This window comes from Peterkaempfera bronchialis, assembly GCF_003258605.2.
Lineage (GTDB): Bacteria > Actinomycetota > Actinomycetes > Streptomycetales > Streptomycetaceae > Peterkaempfera > Peterkaempfera bronchialis.
The window spans coordinates 6,693,566-6,716,927 of record NZ_CP031264.1; the positions used below are offsets into that span (position 1 = coordinate 6,693,566).

Sequence of the window (23,362 nt, forward strand, 5' to 3'; positions counted from 1 at the left end):
AGGCTATTGCCCGCCCGATCCGAAGGACAACTGACGCTTTGATACGTTTTGAATCGGTCACGAAGCGCTACCCGGACGGCACGGTCGCGGTCGATGAGCTGTCGCTGGAGATCCCCGACCGGTCGATCACGGTCCTGGTCGGCCCGTCCGGCTGCGGCAAGACCACCTCACTGCGGATGATCAACCGCATGATCGAGCCCAGCGGCGGCCGCATCCTGCTGGACGGGACGGACATCGCGGACCAGCCGGTGCATGCGCTGCGCCGCTCCATGGGCTATGTCATCCAGCACGCCGGGCTCTTCCCGCACCGCACCGTCGCCGACAACATCGCCACCGTGCCCCGGCTGCTCGGCTGGGACCGGAGGCGGGCCCGTTCGCGGGCGCTGGAGCTGATGGAGCGGGTCGGGTTGGACCCCGCGCTGGCCAAGCGCTACCCGTACCAGCTCTCCGGCGGCCAGCAGCAGCGCGTCGGCGTGGCCCGGGCGCTCGCCGCCGACCCGCCCGTGCTGCTGATGGACGAGCCCTTCTCGGCCGTGGACCCGATCGTCCGCAAGGGGCTCCAGGAGGAACTGCTGCGCATCCAGGAGGAGTTGGGCAAGACCATCGTCTTCGTCACCCATGACATCGACGAGGCCATCCGGCTCGGCGACCTGGTCGCGGTGCTGCGCACCGGCGGCCGGCTCGCCCAGTTCGCACCGCCCGACCGGCTGCTCTCCGCGCCCGCCGACGGCTTTGTGGAGGACTTCCTGGGCGCCGACCGGGGTATCCGGCGGCTCTCCTTCTTCGCCTCCTCCGGCCTGGAGCTGACCACGGCGCCCGTGGTCACCGAGAACGCAGGGAACGCCGGGAACGCCGGAAACGGCAAGCCCGCCGACCCGGGCGGTGCGCCCTATCTGCTGGTCACCGACGCCGAGGGCCGCCCGCTGGGCTGGACCGACCCCGGGCGGCAGGCCCCCGGTGACCGGACGCTGATCCCGTACGGCCGCCCCTTCGAGCCCGGCCGCGACTCGCTGCGCACCGCGCTGGACTGCGCGGTGCTCTCACCCATCGGCTGGGCCGTGGGCGTCGACGCGGACGGGCGGGTGGTCGGGGTCGCCTCGCAGGAGGCCGTCGCCGCCGCCATCCGGGCGGCGCACGCCGGGCACGGCATGGTGTCTGCGGAGGTCGGCTGATGGGTGAGTTCTTCCATATGCCCAGCGACCTCCAGCACAGCTATCTCGGCCTGGTCGGGTGGCACCTGGAGGAGTCGCTGATCCCGGTGCTGGTCGGGCTGCTGCTGGCGCTGCCCACCGCCCAGGTCTGCGTCCGCTTCCGCTGGCTCTATCCGCCGGTGCTCTGGGTCACCACCGTGCTCTATGCGATCCCGTCGCTGGCCTTCTTCGTGGTGCTGATCGACTGGACCGGGCAGAGCGAGATCACCGTGATGATCCCGCTCACCCTCTACAGCCTGGTGGTGCTGGTCCCGGCGATCGTCGACGGGGTGCGCTCGGTGCCGGAGGAGACCCATGCCGCCGCCACCGCCCTGGGCTTCGGGCCGGTCCGCCGCTATGCGCAGGTGGAACTGCCGATCGCGGTACCGGCGATCTTCGCCGGGCTGCGGGTGGCGACCGTCTCCAGCATCAGCCTGGCGTCCATCGGCGCCCTCATCGGCAACCAGGGCGCGCTGGGCAATCTGCTGGCGGACGCGATGTTCTACCACCGGCCGATCCTCGCGGTCAGCTCGGTGGTCACCACCGCCGTGCTGGCCATCGCGGCCGATGCGGCACTGGTGCTCTGCCGGCGGCTGCTGACCCCGTGGGCGCCCTCCCGGCAGCGCCGGTCCCGGGCTCCGCTGCCCGCCCCGGTCGCGGTGGAGGAGGCCCGGTGAACGTGCTGCACTTCATCGGCCACTTCTTCAGCCAGGGGGCGCAGTGGCACGGGTACGACGGCATCCCGCAGCGGCTCTGGGAGCACGTCCAGTACTCGCTGCTGGCGATGGCCATCGCGGCGGGTATCGCGCTGCCGGTCGGCCTGGTTACCGGGCACACCGGTCGCGGCGGCAACGCCCTTGCGCTGCTGGCGACGGCCGGGCGTGCGCTGCCCAGCTTCGGGCTGCTGGTGCTGCTCTTCGTGATCATGGGTCTGGGCCTGCTGCCGGTGATGATCCCGCTGGTGGTGCTGGCGATCCCGCCGATCCTGGTGACCACCTATGAGGCGGTACGCACCGTGGACCCGGCCCCCGTGGACGCGGCGCGAGGGATGGGGATGCACCCGGTGCGCATCCTGGGCCAGGTGGAACTGCCGGTCGCGCTGCCGCTGATCCTCAGCGGTCTGCGGTCGGCGGCCATCCAGATCGTCTCCACCGCCACCATCGCCGCCTATGTGAGCTTCGGCGGCCTCGGCCGCTACATCGTGGACGGCCTCTACCAGCACAACTACGAGAAGGTGGTCGGCGGCGCGACCCTGGTCGCCGCGCTGGCCCTGCTGACCCTCGGCCTCTTCTGGCTGATCGGCAGGGTCGCGGTCTCGCCGGGAGTGCGCAGGCGCTGAATTGTCAAAAGTTCGTGACAAGCCCCCGCAGAAGCTGTTGCTGAGCTGTTCAACCCGATCAGGATCGAACCGACAGAGAGATCGGGATCATCGACTACGCCCGGAAATGGGAACCGTGACTGACAGACACCAGGGCCACCGCACCCGCGCCGCCGCCCTACTCGCCGCCGCCACCGCAGCCGTACTGCTGGCGGGGTGCAGCTCCTCAGGCGGCGACGACCCATTGGCCGCCCCCAAGGCGTCGGCCGGCGAGGTCGTCGTGGGATCCAACAACTTCGCCGAGTCCATCCTGCTCGCCGACATCTACGGCGAGGCCCTGAAGGCCAAGGGCCTCAAGGTGAGCTACAAGCCCAACATCGGGAGCCGGGAGACCACCTACGGCCTCATCAAGAACGGCACGCTGACCGTGCTGCCCGAGTACAACGGCGCCCTGCTCGCCTATCTGGACTCCGACGCCACCCCCACCTCGGCCGAGGAGACCGACGCGGCGGTCACCGCCAAGCTCGCCTCCGGGCTGAAGCTCCTCCAGCACGCCCCGGCGGAGGACAAGGACTCCCTCACGGTCAACGCCGCCGCCGCCAAGAAGTACGGGCTGACCACCGAGTCCAGCATCGAGGACCTGGCCAAGGCCGCCCCCGAGCTGGTGGTCGGCGGCTCGCCGGAGTTCCAGACCCGCCACCAGGGCCTCAAGGGGCTGGAGTCGGTCTACGGGCTGCGCTTCAAGTCCTTCAAGGCGCTCGACGCGGGCGGCCCGCTCTCGGAGGCGGCGCTGACCAACGGCGATGTCCAGGTGGCCGACCTCTTCACCACCGACTTCACCATCGCCAAGGAGAAGCTGGTCACCCTGAAGGACCCGAAGAACCTCTTCGGCTTTCAGAACGTGGTGCCGCTGGTCCGCACCGCCGACCTGCCCCAGGAGGGCGTGGACGCGCTCAACGCGGTCTCCGCCAAGCTGGACACCGCCACCCTGCTCGACCTGGACACCAAGGTCCAGGCCGACAAGAAGGACCCGCTGGACGTCGCCAAGGAGTGGCTGAAGTCGGCCGGACTCGCCTGACCCGCCCCGCCGCCCGCCGCGCGCCGCCCGCCGCCCCCGGCCGGGCGGCGCGCGGCGGACGGCCGGAACCGGCCGGATGCCCTGTGGACAACACCGCCCGGCTGATCAAGGGTGGACCCATGGAGTACACGCATCTCGGACGCACCGGTCTGTCCGTCTCCCGCCTCTGCCTGGGCACCATGAACTTCGGCCCGCTCACCGAGGAGCCGGACGCCCACCGCATCATGGACACCGCCCACGAGCACGGCATCAACTTCTTCGACACCGCCAACGTCTACGGCTGGGGCGAGAACAAGGGCCGTACCGAGGAGATCATCGGCAACTGGTTCGCCCAGGGCGGCGGCCGACGCGAGCGCACCGTCATCGCCACCAAGCTCTACGGCGACATGGGGGAGTGGCCCAACGAGGGCAGGCTCTCCGCGCTCAACATCCGCCGCGCCTGCGACGCCAGCCTGAAGCGCCTGCAGACCGACCACATCGACCTCTACCAGATGCACCACATCGACCGCTCCGCCCCCTGGGAGGAGGTGTGGCAGGCCATGGAGGTGCTCACCGCCCAGGGCAAGATCCTGTACGTCGGCAGCAGCAACTTCGCCGGCTGGCAGATCGCCCGCGCCCAGGAGACCGCCGCCGCCCGCCACTACCTCGGCCTGGTCAGCGAGCAGTCCCTGTACAACCTGATGGAGCGCTCCGTCGAGCTGGAGGTGCTCCCCGCCGCCGCCCACTACGGACTGGGCGTCATCCCCTGGTCGCCGCTGCACGGCGGGCTGCTCGGCGGTGTGCTGCGCAAGGAGCGGGAGGGCCGCCGCCGTACCGAGGACCGCGCCAAGGAGACCCTGGAGCAGCACCGCGACCGGATCGAGGCGTACGAGGACCTCTGCGCCGAACTGGGCCAGGAACCCGGCGATGTCGCCCTGGCCTGGCTGCTCACCCGCCCCGCCGTCACCGCGCCGATCGTCGGTCCGCGCACCCTGGACCAGCTGCACGCGGCGCTGCGCGCCCTCCAGGTGGACCTGGATCAGAAGACCCTGGACCGCCTGGACGAGATCTTCCCCGGCCACCGCACCGCCCCGGAGGACTACGCCTGGTGACACCGCGCCGCCCCGGGCCCGGCGAGTCCGCCGGGCCCGGGCGCCGCTCGGGCCCGCCCGGGTCCACGACATACTGAACCCATGGCCGTGCAGATCAACCCGAGCATCCTCTCCGCCGACTTCGCCCGCCTCGCCGACGAGGCCGAGGCCGTACGCGGCGCCGACTGGCTCCATGTCGACGTGATGGACAACCACTTCGTGCCCAACCTCACCCTGGGTGTCCCGGTGGTGGAGTCCCTGCGCAAGGCGACGGACACCCCCCTCGACTGCCATCTGATGATCGAGGACCCCGACCGGTGGGCCCCGCAGTACGTCGAGGCCGGGGCAGGCTCGGTGACCTTCCATGTCGAGGCCGCCGCCGCCCCCGTACGGCTCGCCCGGGAGATCCGCGCCAAGGGCGCCCGCGCCTCCATGGCGCTCAGGCCCGCCACCCCGATCGAGCCCTACGAGGACCTGCTGCCCGAGCTGGACATGGTCCTCATCATGACGGTGGAGCCCGGCTTCGGCGGGCAGGCGTTCCTCGACATCATGCTGCCCAAGATCCGCCGCACCCGGCAGCTGATCGACCGGCACGGCCTCCAGATGTGGCTCCAGGTCGACGGCGGCGTCTCCGCCGCCACCATCGAGCGGTGCGCCGAGGCCGGTGCCGATGTCTTCGTGGCCGGTTCCGCCGTCTACGGTGCGGCCGACCCGGCCGAGGCGGTGCGGGAGCTGCGCAAGCAGGCCACGGCGGCCTGCGCGCACTGAGCACGCCGTTGGCGTTCGCCTTTGGAGGTTCGTACAAGTGGCCGCCCGTCAGCGGGCGGCCGCTTCTGCGCTTCCTCCGAAGATCACCAGGACATTGGCGCGGCCCGCCGCCGTGCCGGAAGATGGACCGTCGGGTGCGGGGCGCCCGAACGCGCCCGGCCACCAGGCCCGACCGGCACCCGAGGTGTACCCACTCCCACCCGGAGAGCCCCTTCATGCGCTTCCTGAACGACATCAAGCCGGCGTACGACCTCACGTACGACGACGTCTTCATGGTCCCCAGCCGCTCCGCGGTGGGATCCCGGCAGGGAGTGGACCTGTCCAGCCACGACGGGACCGGCACCACCATCCCGCTGGTCGTCGCCAATATGACCGCGGTCGCCGGACGCCGGATGGCGGAGACCGTCGCCCGCCGGGGCGGCCTGGTCGCCCTCCCGCAGGACATCCCGATCGAGGTCGTCTCCGAGGTGATCGGCTGGGTCAAGCAGCGCCACCTGGTCCATGACACCGCGCTCACCCTGCCGCCGACCGCCACCGTCGCCGAGGCGCTGTCGCTGCTGCCCAAGCGCGCCCATGGCGCCCTGGTGGCGGTCCAGGACGGCCGACCGGTCGGCGTGGTCGCCGAGTCCGACTGCCATGGCGTGGACCGCTTCACCCAGCTCGCCGAGGTGATGTCCCGCGACCTGCTGCTGCTGGAGGAGGGCATAGACCCGCGCACCGCCTTCGACCGGCTCAACGACGCCCACCGCAAGCTGGCCCCCGTGGTCGGCGCCGACGGCCGCCTGGTGGGCCTGCTCACCCGCCGCAACGCCCTGCGCGCCACCCTCTACACACCCGCCGTGGACGACGCCGGGAAGCTGCGGATCGCCGCCACCGTCGGCATCAACGGCGATGTCGCCGGGCGGGCCAAGGCGCTGCTGGCAGCCGGGGCCGACGTGCTGGTGGTGGACACCGCGCACGGCCACCAGGAGTCCATGATCAGCGCGCTGCGCGCGGTCCGGGACCTGGACCCGCAGGTCCCGGTGGTGGCCGGCAATGTGGTCTCCGCCGCCGGTGTGCGTGACCTGGTGGAGGCGGGCGCCGACATCGTCAAGGTCGGCGTCGGCCCGGGCGCCATGTGCACCACCCGGATGATGACCGGCGTCGGCCGACCGCAGTTCTCCGCCGTGCTGGAGTGCGCCGCCGAGGCCCGCCGCCTCGGCCGCCACATCTGGGCCGACGGCGGGGTGCGCCACCCGCGCGACGTCGCCATGGCAATCGCGGCGGGCGCCTCCAACGTCATGATCGGGTCCTGGTTCGCGGGCACCCATGAGTCGCCCGGCGACCTCCAGGCCGCCGCCGACGGCCGCCTGTACAAGGAGAGCTTCGGCATGGCCTCCGCCCGCGCCGTACGCAACCGCACCGCCGACGAGTCCGCCTACGACCGTGCCCGCAAGGCGCTCTTCGAGGAGGGCATCTCCACCTCGCGGATGTTCATCGACCCGGACCGGCCGGGCGTGGAGGACCTGATCGACTCCATCGTGGCCGGTCTCCGCTCCTCCTGCACCTACGCGGGCGCGGCCTCGCTGGAGGAGTTCCACCGGAACGCCATCGTGGGTATCCAGAGCGCGGCCGGGTACGCCGAGGGCCAGCCGCTCCACTCCAGCTGGGGCTGACCGGGCCGCGCCCCGCGCGGGCGGTGCAGGTGGGCGGTGCAGGCGGGCGGTGCGGCCGGGGTCAGTGGCTGGGCCGCCCGCCCACCGGGGTGAGCAGATACCGGCCGACCATGCCCACCGAGTCGTCCAGCGCCGCCGCCAGCGCCCGGTACGCCGGTCGGAGCCGCCGCAGGCCCCACAGCGCCAGCACACTCGCCCAGGCGGCGTCCCGGGCCCGCTCGATGCTCCACGACCCGGCCAGGTGCACCAGCGGATCGGCCGCGTCCAGCGGGTCGGGGCCGGGCAGCAACTGCTCGCGTACCCGGGCCTCCAGGGCGGCCAGCACCTCGTTGATCCGGTGGTAGTCGGCGGCCAGCGCCTCGGGTGGGCAGGAGCGGCGGCGGCAGGTCTCCACCACGGCCAGCGGCAGGTCCAGCTCGATATGGGCGTTCATTCCGGCCAGGGCGAACTGGACCGGGTGGATGTGCGGGTGGGCGCGCAGCGAGAAGAGCGGGCGCCAGCAGGGGGTCGGGCGCTGTCCGGCCAGGTCGGCGTCGACGGCGGTGAGGTAGCGGCCGGCGAAGACCACGTCCAGCTCGGCCACCGCCGCCGGGTCGCCGAAGCAGGGTCCGGCCAGCCGGTCCCGGATCTCCTCGGTGACGGTCAGATACATGCGGTTGAAGACCGCCACGCCGTCGCCGGGCGGGAGCCGACCGTCCAGCTCCCGCAGCCGCGCCACCACGCCGTCCAGCGGCGGCACCTCGACCTGTACGACCATCGCAGCCTCCCGGGCCCGGCCGCCGGACCCGCTCCGGCGGCCGGACCCACCGTCCCAGCCCGCCCCGCCCCCACGCACCCACCCACGCGGCCCACCCCCACCCATCACCCGAACACCCCGCCCCCGGCCGCTTGCCGTCCCCCGCCCTGGGCCGCGGGTGACTGCCCCGTCATCCGGGCACCCCGCATCGCCGCCCCCGGTCGCTGGTGGCCGCCGTCATCCGAACACCCCGCGCCCCCGCCCCCGTCTGCTCGCCGTGACCTGCCCTCGGCCGCCCGACGGCCGCCGCCCGCATCCTCGCCCCCCGCTCGCTTGCCGTGTACTGCCCTGGGCCGCCGGTGACCGCCGTCTTTCGGGCACCCTGCACCCCGGTCCCCCCGGCCCCCCGGCCGCTCGCTGTCACCCCGAAGGCGGCACAATACAGGCATATCGGGTAGTTTCGGGCCAAGGGTCCACCGCAGGTGTAATCGAGCCCGTGTCGGGCACCCGCGCCCTGGAACGAAGACGCCTACCAGCACAGCGTGTCCCGGTTCGCCGGGATGCCGGATCGGACGGCTATGAGCAGCGGGTTCATGGGTCCGGAGGGCTTCGGTCCGGACCCGTTCGGAGAGTTCCTCGCACAATTCTTCGGCGGCGGGCCCGGCACCCCCCAGCCCGGCCCGCGGCGCATCGACATCGGCCGGCTGATGAGCGAGCCGACCCGCAACCTGGTGGCGGGCGCCGCCGCCTATGCGGCCGAGCACGGCAGCACCGACCTGGACACCGAGCACCTGCTGCGCGCCGCCCTCGCCGTCGAGCCGACCCGCAACCTGGTAGCCCAGGCCGGCGCCGACCCCGACGCGCTGGCCGCCCAGATCGACCAGCAGGCGGGCGACACCCTGCCGCAGTCCACCGAGCGCCCCCAGCTCAACTCGCTGGCCGTCACCCCGGCAGTCAAACGCGCCCTGCTGGACGCCCATGACCTGGCCCGCTCCACCGGCGCCTCCTACATCGGCCCCGAGCACGTCCTGGCCGCGCTGGCCTCCAACAGCGACTCCGCCGCCGGCCACATCCTCAGCGCCGCCCACTTCGACCCCAACGCCGTACCCCCGGCCCAGCCGCGCCCGGCGGCGCCCGGGGCCGAGCACCGCCCTCCGCCCCAGCACGGCACCCCCAACCTGGACAAGTTCGGCCGCGACCTCACCGACCTGGCCCGGGAGGACCGGATAGACCCGGTGATCGGCCGCGACGAGGAGATCGAGCAGACCGTGGAGGTGCTCTCCCGGCGCGGCAAGAACAACCCCGTGCTGATCGGCGACGCCGGTGTCGGCAAGACCGCCATCGTGGAGGGCCTTGCCCAGCGGATCGCCGACGGCGAGGTCCCCGCCACCCTGCTGGGGCGGCGCGTCGTCCAGCTGGACATCCCCGCCGTGGTCGCCGGCACCCGCTTCCGGGGTGACTTCGAGGAGCGCCTGACCGGCATCATCGACGAGATCCGCAGCCACTCCGAGGAGCTGGTGGTCTTCATCGACGAGCTGCACACCGTGGTCGGCGCTGGCAGCGGCGCCGAGGGCGGCGGCATGGACGCCGGCAATATGCTCAAGCCCGCCCTTGCCCGCGGCGAACTCCATGTCATCGGCGCCACCACGCTGGAGGAGTACCGCCGCTACATCGAGAAGGACGCGGCCCTCGCCCGCCGCTTCCAACCGGTTCTGGTCCCCGAGCCGACCCCCGAGGACGCCCTCCAGATCCTGCGCGGCCTGCGCGACCGCTACGAGGCCCACCACCAGGTCCGGTACACCGACGAAGCGCTGCTGGCCGCAGTCGAACTCTCCGACCGCTACCTCACCGAGCGCTTCCTCCCCGACAAGGCCATCGACCTGATGGACCAGGCGGGCGCCCGGGTGCGGCTGCGCTCCTGCACCAAGGCCACCGACGTACGGGCCCTGGAGCGGGAGGCCGAGCAGCTCACCCGGGACAAGGACCAGGCCGTCGCCGCCGAGCAGTACGAGCGCGCCACCCAGCTGCGCGACCGCATCACCGAACTCTCCCGCCGCATCGAGGACGTACGGAACCGGCCCAGCGAGAGCCAGGCCCACGACCGGGTCTCCAAGGTCACCTCCGAGGACATCGCCGACCTGGTCTCCCGGCAGACCGGAATCCCCGTCAGCACCCTCACCCAGGAGGAGAAGGACCGGCTGCTCAACCTGGAGGCGCACCTGCACGAGCGGGTCATCGGCCAGGACGAGGCGGTCACCGCCGTCTCCGAGGCGGTGCTGCGCTCCCGGGCCGGGCTGGCCGACCCGGACCGGCCCATCGGCAGCTTCCTCTTCCTCGGCCCGACCGGTGTCGGCAAGACGGAGCTGGCCCGCGCCCTGGCCGAGGTGCTCTTCGGCAGCGAGGAGCGGATGGTCCGGCTGGACATGAGCGAGTTCCAGGAGAAGCACACCGTCAGTCGGCTGGTCGGGGCGCCGCCCGGCTATGTCGGCCACGAGGAGGCCGGGCAGCTCACCGAGGCGGTCCGCCGCCACCCGTACGCGCTGCTGCTGCTGGACGAGGTGGAGAAGGCCCACCCCGACGTCTTCCATGTGCTGCTCCAGGTCCTCGACGACGGGCGGCTCACCGACGCCCAGGGCCGCACGGTGGACTTCAAGAACACGGTCATCGTGATGACCAGCAACCTCGGCTCCGAGGCGGTCGGCGGCCGGGGTTCGGTGCTCGGCTTCGGCAGCACCGAGGCCGAGGCGGACGAGGAGGCCCGGCGCGAACGCATCCTGCGCCCGCTGCGTGACCACTTCCGGCCGGAGTTCCTCAACCGCATCGACGAGATCGTCATCTTCCGGCGGCTCGCCGACGAGCAACTGCGGCAGATCACCGACCTGCTGCTGGAGGAGACCCGGCGCCGGCTGCGGGCCCAGGACGTCACCATCGACTTCACCCCGGCGGCCGTCGACTGGCTGGCCCGCCGGGGCCACCAGCCGGAGTACGGCGCCCGGCCGCTACGCCGCACCATCCAGCGCGAGGTCGACAACCGGCTCTCCCGGCTGCTGCTGGACGGCAAACTCTCGGCCGGCGACCACGTCCGGGCGGACGTGGAGGGTGACAGCCTCACCTTCACCACCGGCCGCTAGTGCCGCTTGGACCCGCCTGGGCCCGCCTGGGCCCGCCGGTCAGCAGGGAAGGCCGCCCAGACGCCCTTCCAGCAGTACCAGGAACTCGCCCAGCAGCTCGGCGAGTTCCTGCCGACGCTCCTCCGGCAGGCCCTCAAGCAGCGCGTTCTCATAGCCGATCTGGGCAGGCAGCAGACGGTCCACCAGCTCCAGCCCCCGGCGGGTCAGCGAGAGATGGGCGACCCGGCGGTCGCGGGCGTCGGTGCGCCGCGCCACCAGGCCGAGTTCCTCCAACTGCTTGACCCGCTTGGTGACGGCGGCACCCGAGGCGAAGGTCTCGCGGGCCAGCCGACCCGGCGTCAGCTCGCCGCCCACGCGCCGCAGCGCGATCAGGATCTCGTACTCGGCGCGGCTGAGACCGGCGCGGCCCAGCGGGGCGTCGGCGACCTGCTGGAGCAGCGCCGCACAGCGGTTGAGCCGTCCGATCACCGCGACGGGTGCCAGATCGAGGCCGGGGAAGAGGGACTCCCACTGGCGCAGCACCACCGCGACGGCGTCCTCCACGTGCGCTGTCCCCTCTCCGCGAACCGCCGAGGCACGCTCGGCGATGATGCTACTGGGGCGGGCCGGACCTCGGCGCGGCGGAGGCGCGGTGCGCGCCCGCGTGAGGCAGCCCACAGCGGCAGACCCTCCCCGGATGCCCTCGGATCGTGGCAGAATCCCTCCTGTACCAGTGACGTTTGCGCACTCCGGGGTCGGTGTAATTCCGAACCGGCGGTTACAGTCCGCGACCCGTCCGCAGCCAGCGGCCGGTTGACCAGGTGAAATTCCTGGACCGACGGTGAAAGTCCGGATGGGAGGCAGTGCGCGGCGGACGTCCGGCCGGTACCCGCGCCGTCGGTGCGTCCCCGCCAGGGGATGCCCCTCCCGGTCGCGCCCGGCATGGCAGCACGTCCGCGTCCTCTCCCCACGCCCCGGAGCCCGCGCCCTAGCGCGAGGAGGACTCCGGTGGCCCCCCGGACGGAAAGCCGCATCGCCGATGCGATGCGTCGCGCCGTCGCGCTTGCCGCGCTCGGCCTCGGCCGTACCAGCCCCAACCCCGTCGTCGGCTGTGTCGTCCTCGGGGCGGATGGCGAGGTCGCGGGGGAGGGGTACCACCAGCAGGCCGGTGGGCCGCATGCCGAGGTGCATGCCCTGCGTGCGGCCGGCGACCGGGCCCGTGGCGGCACCGCCGTCGTCACCCTGGAACCCTGCAACCACACCGGCCGCACCGGCCCCTGCGCCCAGGCGCTGATCGACGCCGGTGTCGCCAGGGTGGTCTACGCCGTGGCCGACCCCACCGACCAGGCCGGTGGCGGCGGTGCCGCGCTCCGCGCGGCCGGAATCGACGTCCGGGGCGGACTGCTGGCCGAGGAGGCCGCACGCGGCAATGAGGTCTGGCTCACCGCCACCCGGCTGGGCCGCCCCTTTGTGCTCTGGAAGTACGCCGCCACGCTCGACGGCCGCACCGCCGCCGCCGATGGCACCAGCCGCTGGATCACCGGCCCCGAGGCCCGCGCCGAGGTCCACCGGCTGCGGGCCGAGGCCGACGCCGTGCTGGTCGGTTCCGGCACCCTGCGCGCCGACGACCCGCACCTCGCCGTACGCCACGGCGCGGGCGGCACCGTACGGCAGCCGCTGCGGGTGGTCGCCGACAGCACCGCCGCCACCCCCGCTGCCGCCCGGGTACTGGACGGCGCCGCGCCGACGCTGATCGCGGTGGCGCCCGGTGCGGACACCGCCCACCTGACCGCCGCCGTCCGGGCCGGACGCGCGGCGATAGCCGTGGTGCCGCGCGCCTCCGGCGGGGGGCGCGGCCTGGACCCGCATGCGCTGCTCGCGGAACTGCACGCCCGGGGTGTGCGCTCGGTGCTGCTGGAGGGCGGGCCCACCCTGGCCGGGGCCTTCTGGGCCGCCGGACTGGTCGACAAGGTCATCGGCTACCTGGCGCCGGCGCTGCTGGGTGCGGGCCCAACCGCTCTGCGGGATGCGGGAATCGGCACGATCGGCGAGGCGTTCCGACTCGACGTCCACGACATCGCCCGCATCGGACCCGACGTGCGCCTCACCGCCTACCCCCAGCCCGAGCCGCACCCACTCAACGGGTCTGCCACGGCCACGCCCCCCGTGCCCGCCCAGCCCACTCAGCCCGCCCAGCCCGAGCCCCGCCCACTCACCGCGCCTGTCACCGAGGAGAGCTGACACGTGTTCACCGGAATCGTCGAAGAGCTTGGCGAGGTCGTCTCCGTCGAGGACCTCGGGGACTCGTCCCGCCTGCGCCTGCGCGGCCCCCTCGTCACCGAGGGCGTACGCCACGGCGACTCGATCGCCGTCAACGGCGTCTGCCTCACCGTCGTGGACACCGCCGACCAACTGGCCGCCGGCAGCGGCGAGTTCTCCGCCGATGTGATGGCCGAGACGCTGAACCGGTCCAGTCTGGGCGCGCTGGTCCCCGGCTCGCGGGTCAACCTGGAGCGGGCCATGGCGCTCGGCGACCGCCTCGGCGGCCATCTGGTGCAGGGCCATGTCGACGCCACCGCGACGCTGCTCTCCCGGAGTCCGGGTGAGCCCGGCGCCGACGGGCGGCCGCAGTGGGACGTGCTGCGCTTCTCGCTCCCCGCCGACATCGCCCGCTACCTGGTCGACAAGGGCTCCATCACCGTCGACGGCGTGAGCCTCACCGTGGTCGAGGCGGGCCCGGACTTCTTCACGGTCAGCCTCATCCCGGCCACCCTCGCCCTCACCACGCTCGGCCGCAAGCAGCCCGGCGAGCCGGTGAACCTGGAGGTGGATGTGCTCGCCAAGTACGTCGAGCGGCTGCTCGGGGCCCGCCCCGGTGCCGCCACCGTCCCCGGGGAACCGCGATGACCTGGCTGAACGGCGCCGCCTTCACCGCCTTCGGGCAGACCGTCATCTGGTCCGACATGATCGGCAACCTGCTGGGCCTGGCCGCCCTCGCCCTGGGCTGGCGGCGGGCCATGGCCGTCTGGCCGGTGCAGCTGCTCTCCGGCGTGGTGCTGGTCTCCGCCTACTGGTCGGCCCAGCTGAGCGGCGGCGTCGGCAAGCAACTGCTGGTGGTCGCCGTCGCCGTCTGGGGCTGGACCCAGTGGCAGCGCGGCCGCCGCGACACCGGCGAACTCCAGGTCCGCTTCGCCACCTGGCGCGAGCGCGGCCTGCTGGTGGCGGGCACCGCGCTGGGGACGCTGGCGGTCGGTGGGCTCTTCACCGCCGTGCCGTCGCTCTCCTGGAACCCCTGGCCGGACGCCTACATCTTCGTCGGCACGCTCACCGCCATGGTCGCCCAGGCGCGTGGCTGGGTGGAGTTCTGGTTCGCCTGGCTCGCCGTCGACCTGGTGGGTGTGCCGCTCGCCTTCAGCAGTGGACTGGCCTTCTCCGGGCTGGTCTACGGCATCTACTTCGTCCTCGTCATCCTCGGCCTGCGCGCCTGGTGGCTGCGCACCCGCATCCCTCGGCCGCTGCCGCAGACCGCACTGGAAGGAGCGGCCGCATGACCGCCCTGCATGAGCTCGCCGACCTCGCCGACCTCGCGACCCCCGCCCGGCCCGGCGACTCCGTCGGGTCTGCCGGGTCCGAGGACCTCACCCTGGACCCGGTCGAGCGTGCCATCGCCGACATCGCGGCCGGCCGCGCCGTGGTCGTGGTGGACGACGAGGACCGGGAGAACGAAGGCGACCTGGTCTTCGCCGCCTCCGCCGCCACGCCCGAGCTGATGGCCTTCACCGTCCGGTACACCTCCGGCGTCATCTGCGCGCCCATGACCGGCGCCGAGTTGGACCGCCTCCGGCTGCCGCCGATGACCCGGGTCAACGAGGACCGCAAGGGCACCGCGTACGCCGTCTCGGTGGACGCCCGGGACGGGGTCTCCACCGGTATCTCCGCAGCCGACCGCGCCCGCACCGTCAGACTGCTGGCCGACGCCTCGACCACGGCCGGCGACCTGACCCGGCCCGGCCATGTCTTCCCGCTGCGGGCGGTGGAGGGCGGCGTACTGGTCCGCCCCGGCCACACCGAGGCCGCCGTCGACCTGGCCCGGCTCGCCGGGCTGCCGCCCGCCGGGGCCATCGCCGAGGTCGTCAACGACGACGGGAGCATGGCGCGGCTGCCCGACCTGGTGCCGTTCGCCCGCCGCCACGGTCTGTCGATCATCTCCATCGAGGCCCTGGTCGCCTATCTGCGCCGCACCGAGCGCCAGGTGGAGCGCGCCGCGGTGACCAGCCTGCCGACCCGGAACGGCGACTTCACCGCGATCGGCTACCGGGGCACGCTGGACGGCACCGAGCACATCGCCCTGGTCGCCGGGGGCCTGGCCGCCGACGGCCGGCTCCCGGACGGCAAGGACGTCCTGGTCCGGGTGCACTCCGAATGCCTCACCGGTGACATCTTCGGTTCGCAGCGCTGCGACTGCGGCCCGCAGTTGCACGCCTCGCTGGAACAGGTCGCCGCCGCCGGGCGCGGGGTGGTCCTCTATCTGCGCGGCCATGAGGGCCGGGGCATCGGCCTGGTCCACAAGCTGCGCGCGTACCAGCTCCAGGAGTCCGGCCGGGACACCGTCGACGCCAACCTGGACCTGGGGCTGCCTGCGGACGCCCGTGAGTACGGCACCGCCGCCCAGATGCTGGACGACCTGGGCGTGGTCTCGCTGCGGCTGCTCACCAACAACCCGGCAAAGCTCTCCGCGCTGGCCGACCACGGCCTCACGGTGGTCGGCCGCGAGCCGCTGCCGGTCCAGGCGGGCGAGCACAATCTGCGCTACCTGCTCACCAAGCGGGACCGGATGGGCCACGACCTGCCCTGGCTGGACGGAGCCGAGGCCGCCGCCTCGCTGGTGGCCCCCGTGGTCGAGCCCCGCACCGGCGGCGGCGCGGCCTGAACCCGCCCCGCCCCCACTGCACACCCCACTCCACCCAGTTCCCGACGGCACGGCCAGGAGGCCGTGCCCCATCGAAAGGAAGCCCGTGAGCGGCAAGGGAGCCCCCGAGCTGACGCTGACCGCCAAGAACTGCCGTGACCTGCGGGTCGCGGTGGTCTCGGCCCAGTGGCACGAGCAGGTCATGCAGGGTCTGCGCGACGGTGCCCTGCGCGCCCTGCGCGAGCTCGGCATCGACGAGCCGACCGTGCTGCGGGTGCCCGGCACCTTCGAGCTGCCGGTCGCGGCCAAGCAGCTCGCCGACCGCGGCTATGACGCGGTCGTCGCCCTGGGCGTGGTGATCCGTGGCGGGACCCCGCACTTCGACTACGTCTGCCAGGCGGCCACCCTGGGCCTCACCCAGGTGTCGGTCACCACCGGCGTCCCGGTCGGCTTCGGCGTACTCACCTGCGACACCGAGGAGCAGGCGCTGGACCGCGCCGGACTGCCCGGGTCCAGCGAGGACAAGGGCCATGAGGCGGTCACCGCCGCCCTCGCCACCGCCGCCGCGCTGCGGGCCGTCTCGGAGCCCTGGCGCTGAGCCCCGGCGCTGACACGAGGTGTCCACGCTGCGGTCCGTTCGCCTGCGTTTCGCCCGCAGGCCGTAAGGTGTGCTCATCATGGCGCTGAAGACATTCGAGGAGCTCTTTGCCGAGCTCCAGCAGAAGGCCGCTACCGGCGACCCCGGAGCCTCCCGTACCGCGCAGCTCGTCCAGCAGGGCGTCCATGCCATCGGCAAGAAGGTGGTCGAGGAGGCCGCCGAGGTCTGGATGGCCGCCGAGTACGAGTCGGACGAGCGGACGGCCGAGGAGATCTCCCAGCTGCTCTACCACCTCCAGGTGATGATGGTCGCCCGCGGCCTCACCCTTGAGGATGTATACGCACACCTGTGACCCGTCGCAGGGGGCGCACGGCGCCCCCTGCGCAACCACTCCCGCAACCACGCATCAGCGAACAAGCGAAGGACTCACCTCTCATGCTGCGCATCGCCGTTCCCAACAAGGGTGCTCTCTCGGGTCCTGCGGCGGAGATGCTCCATGAGGCCGGCTACCGCCAGCGCAAGGACTCCAAGGAACTGGTGCTGGTCGACTCCGACAACCAGGTCGAGTTCTTCTTCCTGCGCCCGCGCGACATCGCCATCTATGTCGGCTCCGGCCGACTGGACGTCGGCGTCACCGGCCGCGACCTGCTGCTGGACTCCGGCGCCGAGGCGGAGGAGGTGCTGGCGCTCGGCTTCGCCGCCTCCACCTTCCGCTTCGCCGGCCCGGTCGGCATCGCCAAGGACGTGGACGGCCTGCAGGGCCTGCGGATCGCCACCTCCTACCCGGGCCTGGTTCGGCGGCACCTCGCCGAGCACGGCGTGGAGGCATCGGTCACCCGGCTCGACGGCGCCGTGGAGACCGCCATCCAGCTGGGCGTCGCCGATGTGATCGCCGATGTCGTCGAGACCGGCACCACGCTGCGCAACGCGGGGCTGGAGGTCTTCGGCGAGCCGATCCTGGAGTCCGACGCCGTGGTGGTCCGCCCCAGGGGCGCCGCCGACGACCCCCGGGTGGAGCAGTTCCTGCGCCGCCTCCAGGGCGTCCTGGTCGCCCGCCGCTACGTGATGATGGACTACGACATCCGCGCCGAGCGGGTGGTCGACGCCGTCGCCCTCACCCCCGGCCTGGAGTCCCCGACCGTCTCGCCGCTGCACAGCGAGGGCTGGGTGGCCGTCCGCTCGATGGTGCTCCGCAAGGAGGCCCAGCGGATCATGGACGACCTGTGGGCCATCGGCGCCCGTGCGATCCTGGTCACCAACATCCACGCCTGCCGCCTCTGACCGCCCGTCCCGGGGCGGGGGAGAGCGGTACGCAGCCGCCCACCCGCCCCGGCCCCAGCCCCTCCCCGTGGAGTCCACCGCCATGCCCGTCACGCCGCCCCCCGCCGAGGACCGCACCATCGCCCCCGGTCTCCCGGAGCTGCCCGTGACCTGGCGTGCGACCCGCACCCGCGCCGTGCTGCTGCCGGTCGCGGCCCTGCTGGTGGTGATGTTCGCCGCCATGGCGACCGCGCTGCCGGAGAACTGGCACTTCTACGACCGGGCCGCCCTGGTCGTCATGGGGCTGCTCTTCGCGGCGGCCCTGGTGATGCTCTCCCGCCCCCGGGTCACCGCCGACGGCGACGGCGTGACCGTGGTCAACTTCGTCCGCACCCGCCGCCTGGCCTGGGCCGAGATCGTCCGGGTCAACCTCCGCCAGGGCGACCCCTGGGCGATCCTCGACCTGGCCGACGGCACCAGCCTCGCCACCGTCGGCATCCAGCCCGCCGCGGGCCGCGCCCAGGCCGTGGCTGCGGCCCGGACCCTGCGCGACCTGGCCGAGGCGCGCACCGCCGCCCACAGCTGAGCCGGCGCCCGCCCGGGACCACCCCGCACCCCGGCGGTCCTCCCGGGTCTGCCCCGCACGGCCGCCGCGCCGTCGTCTACGCTGGTAAAGGTGGGGCAAACCCCCCGCAGACCAGGACGCGTCCCGGCGCCCCGAGCACCGCCCCCGCCAGGGGGCACGCGTCTCCACCCCCGACCAGAGGAGTGACACCTCCCCTCGATGGACGATCCGTCCGGTAGTACGAACGCCGCCCCACCCTCGCAGCCGCCGGACCGCCCGGTCCCGGCCGGAGCCAGCGGAGAGGCGGCACGGTGACCACCGCCTGGCTGCTGCTCGCCGCGGCATTCGCCCTCATCGTCGCCAACGGCCTCTTTGTGGCCGCCGAGTTCTCCCTGGTCACCGTCGAGCGCGGCGCCGTCGAACGCGCCGCCGCCTCCGGTGACCGGCGGGCCGGCGGTGTCGCCAAGGCCCTGCGCAAGCTCTCCTTCGAACTCTCCGGAGCCCAGCTCGGCATCACCGTCACCTCCCTGGTGGTCGGAATGCTCGCCGAACCGGCGCTCTCCGTCCTGCTCCGCCCGGTCTTCACCGACCTCGGCGTCCCCGCCTCCGCCGCCGGTGGCGTGGCCGTCGCCGTGGGCATGGTGCTGGCGACCGTCGTCCAGATGGTCATCGGCGAGCTGGTGCCCAAGAACTGGGCCATCTCCCAGCCCCTGCGGGTGGCCAGGGCGGTGACCGGCCCCCACCGGGTCTTCTCCGCCGTCTGCCGACCGCTGATCACCTTCCTCAACGGCTCCGCCAACCGCGCGGTACGCGCCCTCGGGCTGGAGCCCGCCGAGGAGCTGGCGCACGCCCGCACCCCCGCCGAACTGGTTGCCCTCGCCCAGCACTCGGCCAAGGCCGGAGTGATAGAGGAGGACACCGCAGACCTCTTCGTCCGCACCCTCGGCCTCACCGGTCTCACCGCGCAGAGCGTGATGACCCCCCGGGTCGACGTCTCCTCCCTGCAGGGCGACGCCACCGCGACCGATGTGCTCAACCTGACCCGCGCCACCGGCCTCTCCCGCTTCCCGGTCTACACCGACACACTGGACGAGGTCACCGGCACCGTCACCCTCAAGGATGCGCTGGCGGTCCCCGCCGACCAGCGCTCCACCACCAGGGTCTCCGACATCGCCGTCCCCCCGCTGCTCGTCCCCGAGACGCTGCCCGCGCAGCGCCTGCTGGAGCTGCTGCGCCGCAGCCAGCCGATGGCCGTGGTGGTCGACGAGTACGGCGGCACGGCCGGGGTGGTCACCCTGGAGGACATCATCGAGGAGATGGTCGGCGAGGTGCTGGACGAGCACGACCCGGCCGACGTCCCCGACCTGGTGCCGCTGGCCCCGGTCGGCTCGCTGCCGGTCTGGGACGCCGACGGCCGCAGCCGCGTCGACCAGCTGGAGTCCATCGGCCTCTATGCGCCGGACGGCCCCTACGACACCCTGGGCGGCCTGGTCGCCGACCTGCTGGGGAAGATCCCCGCACCCGGCGACAGCGCCGAGCTGCCCGGCTGGCGGCTGACCGTGCTGGACACCGACCGCCGCCGCACCTCCCGGGTGCGGCTGGAGCGCACCGGGCACCTGCCCGGCGGCCCGCACGACGACGAGGAGCAGGCCCGATGACCGCCCTGCAGATCCTCGCCTCGCTACTGCTGCTGCTCGGCAACGGCTTCTTCGTCGGCGCCGAGTTCGCGGTGATCTCCGTACGCCGCAGCCAGATCGAGCCGCTCGCCGAGGCCGGCAACCGCCGCGCCCGGACCGTGCTGCACGCCCTGGAGAACGTCTCCGCGATGCTGGCCGCCGCGCAGCTCGGCATCACCGTCTGCTCGCTGCTGCTGGGCGCCCTCGCCGAGCCGACCATCGCCCGGCTGCTGCACGGGCCGTTCCATGCGGCCGGTGTCCCCGCCGGGCTGACGCACCTGGTCTCGTATGTCATCGCGCTGGCCGTGGTGGTCTTCCTGCACATGGTGGTCGGCGAGATGGTGCCCAAGAACATCGCGCTGGCCGGTCCGGAGAAGGCCGCGCTCTGGCTGGGCCCGCCGCTGGACGCCCTGGCCCGGCTGCTCGCCCCGGTCATCAGCTTCCTCAACGCCTTCGCCAACCTGGTGCTGCGGGCGTTCCGGGTGGAGCCCAAGGACGAGGTGGAGTCGGTCTTCACCAGCGAGCAGCTGGCCCACCTGGTGGAGGACTCGCGGGTGGCAGGGCTGCTGGCGCCCGGCGACCAGGAGCGGCTGGAGGACGCCCTGGAGCTGGGCCGGCGCCCGGTCACCGAGGTGCTGCTGCGGCCGGAGAAGCTGGTCACCGTGGACGCCTCCGCCACCCCCGACCGGGTAGAGGAACTGGCCGTGGCCACCGGCTTCTCCCGGTTCCCGGTCGCCGACGAGAACGGCGCCTTCCTGGGCTATCTGCACGTCAAGGACGTCCTCGACCTGGACGACCGCAGCGCGCCGGTGCCCCCTCAGGTGTGGCGGCGGATGACGGCGGTACGCGACCGCACCCCGCTGGACGACGCGCTCGGCGCGATGCGCCGCGCCGCCGCCCATCTGGCCGCCGTGGTCGACCAGCACGGCCGCACCCTGGGCCTGGTCACCCTGGAGGACGTCCTGGAGGAGCTGGTGGGCGAGGTCCACGACCCCGACCACCGGCGGCCCTCCACCGCCTTCAGCTAGCGCACCGCCCCGGGCCGGGACCCACTCCCGGCCCGGGGTGCCCGGCCCGGGGCGCCCGGGCGCGGGCGGTCAGGACCGGCCGTCGATCAGTTCGCCGTAGGCCTGGACCAGATCGGGCAGCCGCAGGGTGGCCAGGTCCTGCCGGGTCGGGGGCGTGGACAGGACCGAGAGCCGCAGGTCGCGGTAGGCGCAGCACTTCTCGTACAGGGTGCGCATAAAGCGCCCGTTGCCCAGCTCGTCGATCCACCCCTCGCTCACCACATGGCCGCAGATGGAGTGCAGCTCCTCCAGCGCGTCGGCGTCCCAGCCGTCGCCGTCCCGGGCGGCCAGGGCCTGCCCGATCGCGGTCAGCTCGGCCGGGCGGTAGCTGGGGAAGTCGACGCGGGTGGTGAAGCGCGAGGCCAGGCCGGGGTTGGCGGCCAGCAGCCGGTTCATCCCCTCCGGGTAGCCGGCCAGTATCACCACCAGCCGGTCCCGGTTGTCCTCGGCCCGCTTCAGCAGCACCTGCAACGCCTCGTCGCCGTAGGCGTCGCCCTTGCTGTAGCCGGAGTTGGCCAGCGAGTACGCCTCGTCGATGAAGAGCACCCCGTCCAGCGCCGAGTCGATCAGCTCATTGGCCTTGACGGCGGTCTGCCCCAGGAACTCGCCCACCAGGTCCGCCCGCTGGGCCTCCACCAGATGGTCGCCGGAGAGCAGTCCCAGCGCATAGAAGACCCGGCCCAGGATCCTGGCCACCGTGGTCTTGCCGGTGCCGGAGGGCCCGGAGAAGACAAAGTGCCGCTTGGGCGGCTGCACCGGCAGGCCCTGGTCGGCCCGCAGCCGCGCCATCCGCAGCTGCGCCGACAGGGCCAGCACCTGGCGCTTCACCGGCTCCATGCCGACCATCCGGTCCAGCTCGGACAGCGCCGCGTCCAGCTGCTCCCGGTCCGGCCCGCCGCCGTCCCCGGCCGGACCCGAGGACCGGGGCTGCGCCGGCAGCACCACCCGGTCGCGAAGCGTGCCCTCCGGGGCGCCCAGGGACGGTTCCGCTCCTTCGGAGGCGGTCGCGGTCACCGGGTCGGCCGCCACCGGGTCGGCTGCCATCGGGTCGGCTGCCACCGGGCCCGGGGCCTCCAGGTCGGGGGAGGGGATCTCCAGGCCCGGCTCCGAGGACTCCGGACCGCCGAACTCGCCGAACCCCTCGACGCCGGGCAGCTGCACCGTCCCCGCCTCCGGCGCCCCCTGCCCGCCGTTCAGCTCCGCCTCCAGCAGCTCGGGGTCGACCCCGTCCTCGGAGGTGATCGCCGCCAGCCGGGCCGCCGTGTCCATGAAGGCCGGATCGGCCCGGTGCACCGCCCGGTACAGCGGCAGCGCGGCGGCGCTGCGCCCCGCCCCCTCGTACGCCCGGGCCAGCCAGTAGCGCAGCTCCTTGCGCTGCGGCTGCTCGGAGCGGCAGCGGGCCAGCGACGCCGCCAGCGGGACCTCCGCCTGCGCGCACATGTCCAGCCGGACCCGCGCCATGCCGCTGAAGAGACCCGCCTCTATGCCCAGCAGCGGGTCGTCCAGCAGGCCGTCGGTGTCCCGGATCAGCTGCTCCCAGTCCTTGACCAGATAGGACCGGCAGGCGTGCAGGAACCGCACCGACGGGTCCTCCGCCGCCGGCGGGCAGAGCGCCATCGCCCGGTCCAGCTCGGTCAGATGGCGGCCGTCCAGCCAGTGCGAGGCATGCGCCAGCGCCAGGTCGCGGCGGTCCTCCAGGACCGGCTGCACCCACCAGCCCAGCCAGTACCAGGAACTCAGCGGCCGGCGGTGCCGGCGCCGCTGCTCCCCGAACCGGTCGCGGTGGCGGTGCATCGCCAGCAGCGCCCCCGAGGTGTCCGAGCGCAGCGCGTGGAGGCCCAGCCAGGCGTCCGCCATGCCCGGGTCCAGCCGCACCGCCGTCCGGAACTCCTCCTCCGCTCGGGTGTAGGCCCCCGCCGTGTACGCGTCCATCGCCCGCAGCCATGCCCGGTCGGCGAGCGCCGCCGCACCGGAGTCCTGCACCGTCGCCACTCATGCCCCCCGCTGTGCGTTCCGAGCCCCTGCCGCCGCTTCCGCGTCCATGAGCCCCGCCCCCTCGCGCCACCCGCCGCACTGCGGGCCGACCGCCGCACCGGCCGTCCGGCCACCATGATGAACCCGTCGGGGCCGACACGGAATGCGGCAGTCCCCGCCGGATCCGCAGCGCCGGAGGATTGACGGAAAGTCACCGTTTCGCCCCCGGCCCGCACCGTTCCGCGCGCCGCTTCTCCCGGCATCGTACCGGCGCCCCGCTGATCCGGAAGAGTGCCTCGCCACCTGGCCTCCGGGCCCTGGACAGGACGAAGCCCTCTCGGCCACGGGGGAACAGCCAAGAGGGCTTCGCGTCTGTAGTTGCGAGATC

Annotated in this window: 21 protein-coding genes and 1 riboswitch; of the genes, 18 read left to right on the plus strand and 3 right to left on the minus strand. The window is 73.2% G+C overall.

From position 1 onward, the window contains the following. Window positions 1-38: 38 nt before the first annotated feature. The 7 genes from C7M71_RS28570 (at window position 39) to C7M71_RS28600 (ending at window position 7,079) form a co-directional block, all read left to right on the plus strand. Entirely contained in the window at window positions 39-1,172 is a 1,134-nt protein-coding gene (locus tag C7M71_RS28570) for an ABC transporter ATP-binding protein (RefSeq protein WP_111493655.1), read from the plus strand. Further along, entirely contained in the window at window positions 1,172-1,867 is a 696-nt protein-coding gene (locus tag C7M71_RS28575; RefSeq protein WP_111493657.1) for an ABC transporter permease, read from the plus strand. The genes C7M71_RS28570 and C7M71_RS28575 overlap by 1 nt, the downstream gene beginning before the upstream one ends. Continuing rightward, window positions 1,864-2,529, plus strand: a complete 666-nt coding sequence (locus C7M71_RS28580; RefSeq protein WP_111493659.1) for an ABC transporter permease — start codon at window positions 1,864-1,866, stop codon at window positions 2,527-2,529. The genes C7M71_RS28575 and C7M71_RS28580 overlap by 4 nt, the downstream gene beginning before the upstream one ends. A gap of 106 nt (window positions 2,530-2,635) precedes the next feature. Further along, window positions 2,636-3,586: an ABC transporter substrate-binding protein gene (locus C7M71_RS28585; RefSeq protein WP_111493661.1), complete on the plus strand. Its 951-nt coding sequence runs from the start codon at window positions 2,636-2,638 to the stop codon at window positions 3,584-3,586. A gap of 119 nt (window positions 3,587-3,705) precedes the next feature. Then, window positions 3,706-4,677: an aldo/keto reductase gene (locus C7M71_RS28590; RefSeq protein WP_111494890.1), complete on the plus strand. Its 972-nt coding sequence runs from the start codon at window positions 3,706-3,708 to the stop codon at window positions 4,675-4,677. 81 nt (window positions 4,678-4,758) lie between these two features. Continuing rightward, a complete protein-coding gene (gene rpe / locus C7M71_RS28595; RefSeq protein ID WP_111494888.1) occupies window positions 4,759-5,424 on the plus strand; it encodes a ribulose-phosphate 3-epimerase in 666 nt (221 codons plus the stop codon). 215 nt (window positions 5,425-5,639) lie between these two features. Further along, entirely contained in the window at window positions 5,640-7,079 is a 1,440-nt protein-coding gene (locus C7M71_RS28600) for a GuaB1 family IMP dehydrogenase-related protein (RefSeq protein ID WP_111494886.1), read from the plus strand. Window positions 7,080-7,140: 61 nt separating this feature from the next. Here C7M71_RS28600 and C7M71_RS28605 read toward each other — a convergent pair whose 3' ends face one another. Next, the gene (locus tag C7M71_RS28605) at window positions 7,141-7,836 is read right to left on the minus strand and encodes a DUF5995 family protein (protein WP_111494884.1); all 696 of its coding nucleotides are present in this window, start codon (window positions 7,834-7,836) and stop codon (window positions 7,141-7,143) included. A gap of 557 nt (window positions 7,837-8,393) precedes the next feature. On the opposite strand from C7M71_RS28605, the gene C7M71_RS28610 reads away from it, so the two are divergent. Then, the gene (locus C7M71_RS28610) at window positions 8,394-10,946 is read left to right on the plus strand and encodes an ATP-dependent Clp protease ATP-binding subunit (protein WP_111493079.1); all 2,553 of its coding nucleotides are present in this window, start codon (window positions 8,394-8,396) and stop codon (window positions 10,944-10,946) included. Between the two features lie 39 nt (window positions 10,947-10,985). On the opposite strand, the gene C7M71_RS28615 is transcribed toward C7M71_RS28610, so the two are convergent. Beyond that, window positions 10,986-11,489 carry a MarR family winged helix-turn-helix transcriptional regulator gene (locus C7M71_RS28615; protein ID WP_111493080.1) on the minus strand — a complete coding sequence of 168 codons (504 nt, stop codon included), beginning with the start codon at window positions 11,487-11,489 and terminating at the stop codon, window positions 10,986-10,988. Between the two features lie 176 nt (window positions 11,490-11,665). Then, window positions 11,666-11,796, plus strand: a riboswitch (FMN riboswitch). Window positions 11,797-11,969: 173 nt separating this feature from the next. Between C7M71_RS28615 and ribD the strand changes: the two genes are divergently transcribed. The 10 genes from ribD to C7M71_RS28665 all read left to right on the plus strand — a co-directional run bounded on the left by ribD (window position 11,970) and on the right by C7M71_RS28665 (window position 20,961). Then, the gene (gene ribD / locus C7M71_RS28620) at window positions 11,970-13,166 is read left to right on the plus strand and encodes a bifunctional diaminohydroxyphosphoribosylaminopyrimidine deaminase/5-amino-6-(5-phosphoribosylamino)uracil reductase RibD (RefSeq protein ID WP_111493087.1); all 1,197 of its coding nucleotides are present in this window, start codon (window positions 11,970-11,972) and stop codon (window positions 13,164-13,166) included. Window positions 13,167-13,169: 3 nt separating this feature from the next. Continuing rightward, window positions 13,170-13,832 carry a riboflavin synthase gene (locus C7M71_RS28625; protein ID WP_111493081.1) on the plus strand — a complete coding sequence of 221 codons (663 nt, stop codon included), beginning with the start codon at window positions 13,170-13,172 and terminating at the stop codon, window positions 13,830-13,832. Then, window positions 13,829-14,476 (plus strand): nicotinamide mononucleotide transporter family protein, encoded by a 648-nt coding sequence (locus C7M71_RS28630; protein ID WP_111493082.1) that lies wholly within the window; start codon window positions 13,829-13,831, stop codon window positions 14,474-14,476. Before C7M71_RS28625 ends, C7M71_RS28630 begins: the two co-directional genes overlap by 4 nt. Further along, the gene (locus C7M71_RS28635) at window positions 14,473-15,855 is read left to right on the plus strand and encodes a bifunctional 3,4-dihydroxy-2-butanone-4-phosphate synthase/GTP cyclohydrolase II (protein WP_111493083.1); all 1,383 of its coding nucleotides are present in this window, start codon (window positions 14,473-14,475) and stop codon (window positions 15,853-15,855) included. Before C7M71_RS28630 ends, C7M71_RS28635 begins: the two co-directional genes overlap by 4 nt. Window positions 15,856-15,940: 85 nt before the next feature. Next, window positions 15,941-16,432, plus strand: coding sequence for a 6,7-dimethyl-8-ribityllumazine synthase (ribH, locus tag C7M71_RS28640; protein ID WP_111493084.1), 492 nt, complete (start codon window positions 15,941-15,943; stop codon window positions 16,430-16,432). Between the two features lie 79 nt (window positions 16,433-16,511). Continuing rightward, the gene (locus tag C7M71_RS28645) at window positions 16,512-16,784 is read left to right on the plus strand and encodes a phosphoribosyl-ATP diphosphatase (RefSeq protein ID WP_111493085.1); all 273 of its coding nucleotides are present in this window, start codon (window positions 16,512-16,514) and stop codon (window positions 16,782-16,784) included. Between the two features lie 83 nt (window positions 16,785-16,867). Continuing rightward, the gene (gene hisG / locus C7M71_RS28650) at window positions 16,868-17,713 is read left to right on the plus strand and encodes an ATP phosphoribosyltransferase (RefSeq protein ID WP_111493086.1); all 846 of its coding nucleotides are present in this window, start codon (window positions 16,868-16,870) and stop codon (window positions 17,711-17,713) included. A gap of 82 nt (window positions 17,714-17,795) precedes the next feature. Continuing rightward, window positions 17,796-18,278, plus strand: coding sequence for a PH domain-containing protein (locus C7M71_RS28655; protein ID WP_111492152.1), 483 nt, complete (start codon window positions 17,796-17,798; stop codon window positions 18,276-18,278). A 290-nt stretch (window positions 18,279-18,568) separates the two neighbouring features. Continuing rightward, entirely contained in the window at window positions 18,569-19,915 is a 1,347-nt protein-coding gene (locus C7M71_RS28660; protein WP_111492150.1) for a hemolysin family protein, read from the plus strand. Then, window positions 19,912-20,961 carry a hemolysin family protein gene (locus tag C7M71_RS28665; RefSeq protein ID WP_111492149.1) on the plus strand — a complete coding sequence of 350 codons (1,050 nt, stop codon included), beginning with the start codon at window positions 19,912-19,914 and terminating at the stop codon, window positions 20,959-20,961. Before C7M71_RS28660 ends, C7M71_RS28665 begins: the two co-directional genes overlap by 4 nt. Before the next feature lie 69 nt (window positions 20,962-21,030). Here C7M71_RS28665 and C7M71_RS28670 read toward each other — a convergent pair whose 3' ends face one another. After that, the gene (locus tag C7M71_RS28670) at window positions 21,031-22,932 is read right to left on the minus strand and encodes an AAA family ATPase (RefSeq protein ID WP_111492151.1); all 1,902 of its coding nucleotides are present in this window, start codon (window positions 22,930-22,932) and stop codon (window positions 21,031-21,033) included. Window positions 22,933-23,362: the final 430 nt, after the last annotated feature.

What these genes read in the sequence shown, in the direction of transcription:
- C7M71_RS28645 (WP_111493085.1), top strand. Translation starts at nt 16,512, where the DNA reads ATGGCGCTGAAGACATTCGAGGAGCTCTTTGCCGAGCTCCAGCAGAAG.
- C7M71_RS28605 (WP_111494884.1), bottom strand. Translation starts at nt 7,836, where the DNA reads ATGGTCGTACAGGTCGAGGTGCCGCCGCTGGACGGCGTGGTGGCGCGG.
- C7M71_RS28665 (WP_111492149.1), top strand. Translation starts at nt 19,912, where the DNA reads ATGACCGCCCTGCAGATCCTCGCCTCGCTACTGCTGCTGCTCGGCAAC.
- C7M71_RS28575 (WP_111493657.1), top strand. Translation starts at nt 1,172, where the DNA reads ATGGGTGAGTTCTTCCATATGCCCAGCGACCTCCAGCACAGCTATCTC.
- C7M71_RS28635 (WP_111493083.1), top strand. Translation starts at nt 14,473, where the DNA reads ATGACCGCCCTGCATGAGCTCGCCGACCTCGCCGACCTCGCGACCCCC.
- hisG (WP_111493086.1), top strand. Translation starts at nt 16,868, where the DNA reads ATGCTGCGCATCGCCGTTCCCAACAAGGGTGCTCTCTCGGGTCCTGCG.
- C7M71_RS28630 (WP_111493082.1), top strand. Translation starts at nt 13,829, where the DNA reads ATGACCTGGCTGAACGGCGCCGCCTTCACCGCCTTCGGGCAGACCGTC.
- C7M71_RS28610 (WP_111493079.1), top strand. Translation starts at nt 8,394, where the DNA reads ATGAGCAGCGGGTTCATGGGTCCGGAGGGCTTCGGTCCGGACCCGTTC.
- C7M71_RS28600 (WP_111494886.1), top strand. Translation starts at nt 5,640, where the DNA reads ATGCGCTTCCTGAACGACATCAAGCCGGCGTACGACCTCACGTACGAC.
- C7M71_RS28655 (WP_111492152.1), top strand. Translation starts at nt 17,796, where the DNA reads ATGCCCGTCACGCCGCCCCCCGCCGAGGACCGCACCATCGCCCCCGGT.
- ribD (WP_111493087.1), top strand. Translation starts at nt 11,970, where the DNA reads ATGCGTCGCGCCGTCGCGCTTGCCGCGCTCGGCCTCGGCCGTACCAGC.
- C7M71_RS28590 (WP_111494890.1), top strand. Translation starts at nt 3,706, where the DNA reads ATGGAGTACACGCATCTCGGACGCACCGGTCTGTCCGTCTCCCGCCTC.
- C7M71_RS28585 (WP_111493661.1), top strand. Translation starts at nt 2,636, where the DNA reads ATGGGAACCGTGACTGACAGACACCAGGGCCACCGCACCCGCGCCGCC.
- rpe (WP_111494888.1), top strand. Translation starts at nt 4,759, where the DNA reads ATGGCCGTGCAGATCAACCCGAGCATCCTCTCCGCCGACTTCGCCCGC.
- C7M71_RS28670 (WP_111492151.1), bottom strand. Translation starts at nt 22,932, where the DNA reads ATGGACGCGTACACGGCGGGGGCCTACACCCGAGCGGAGGAGGAGTTC.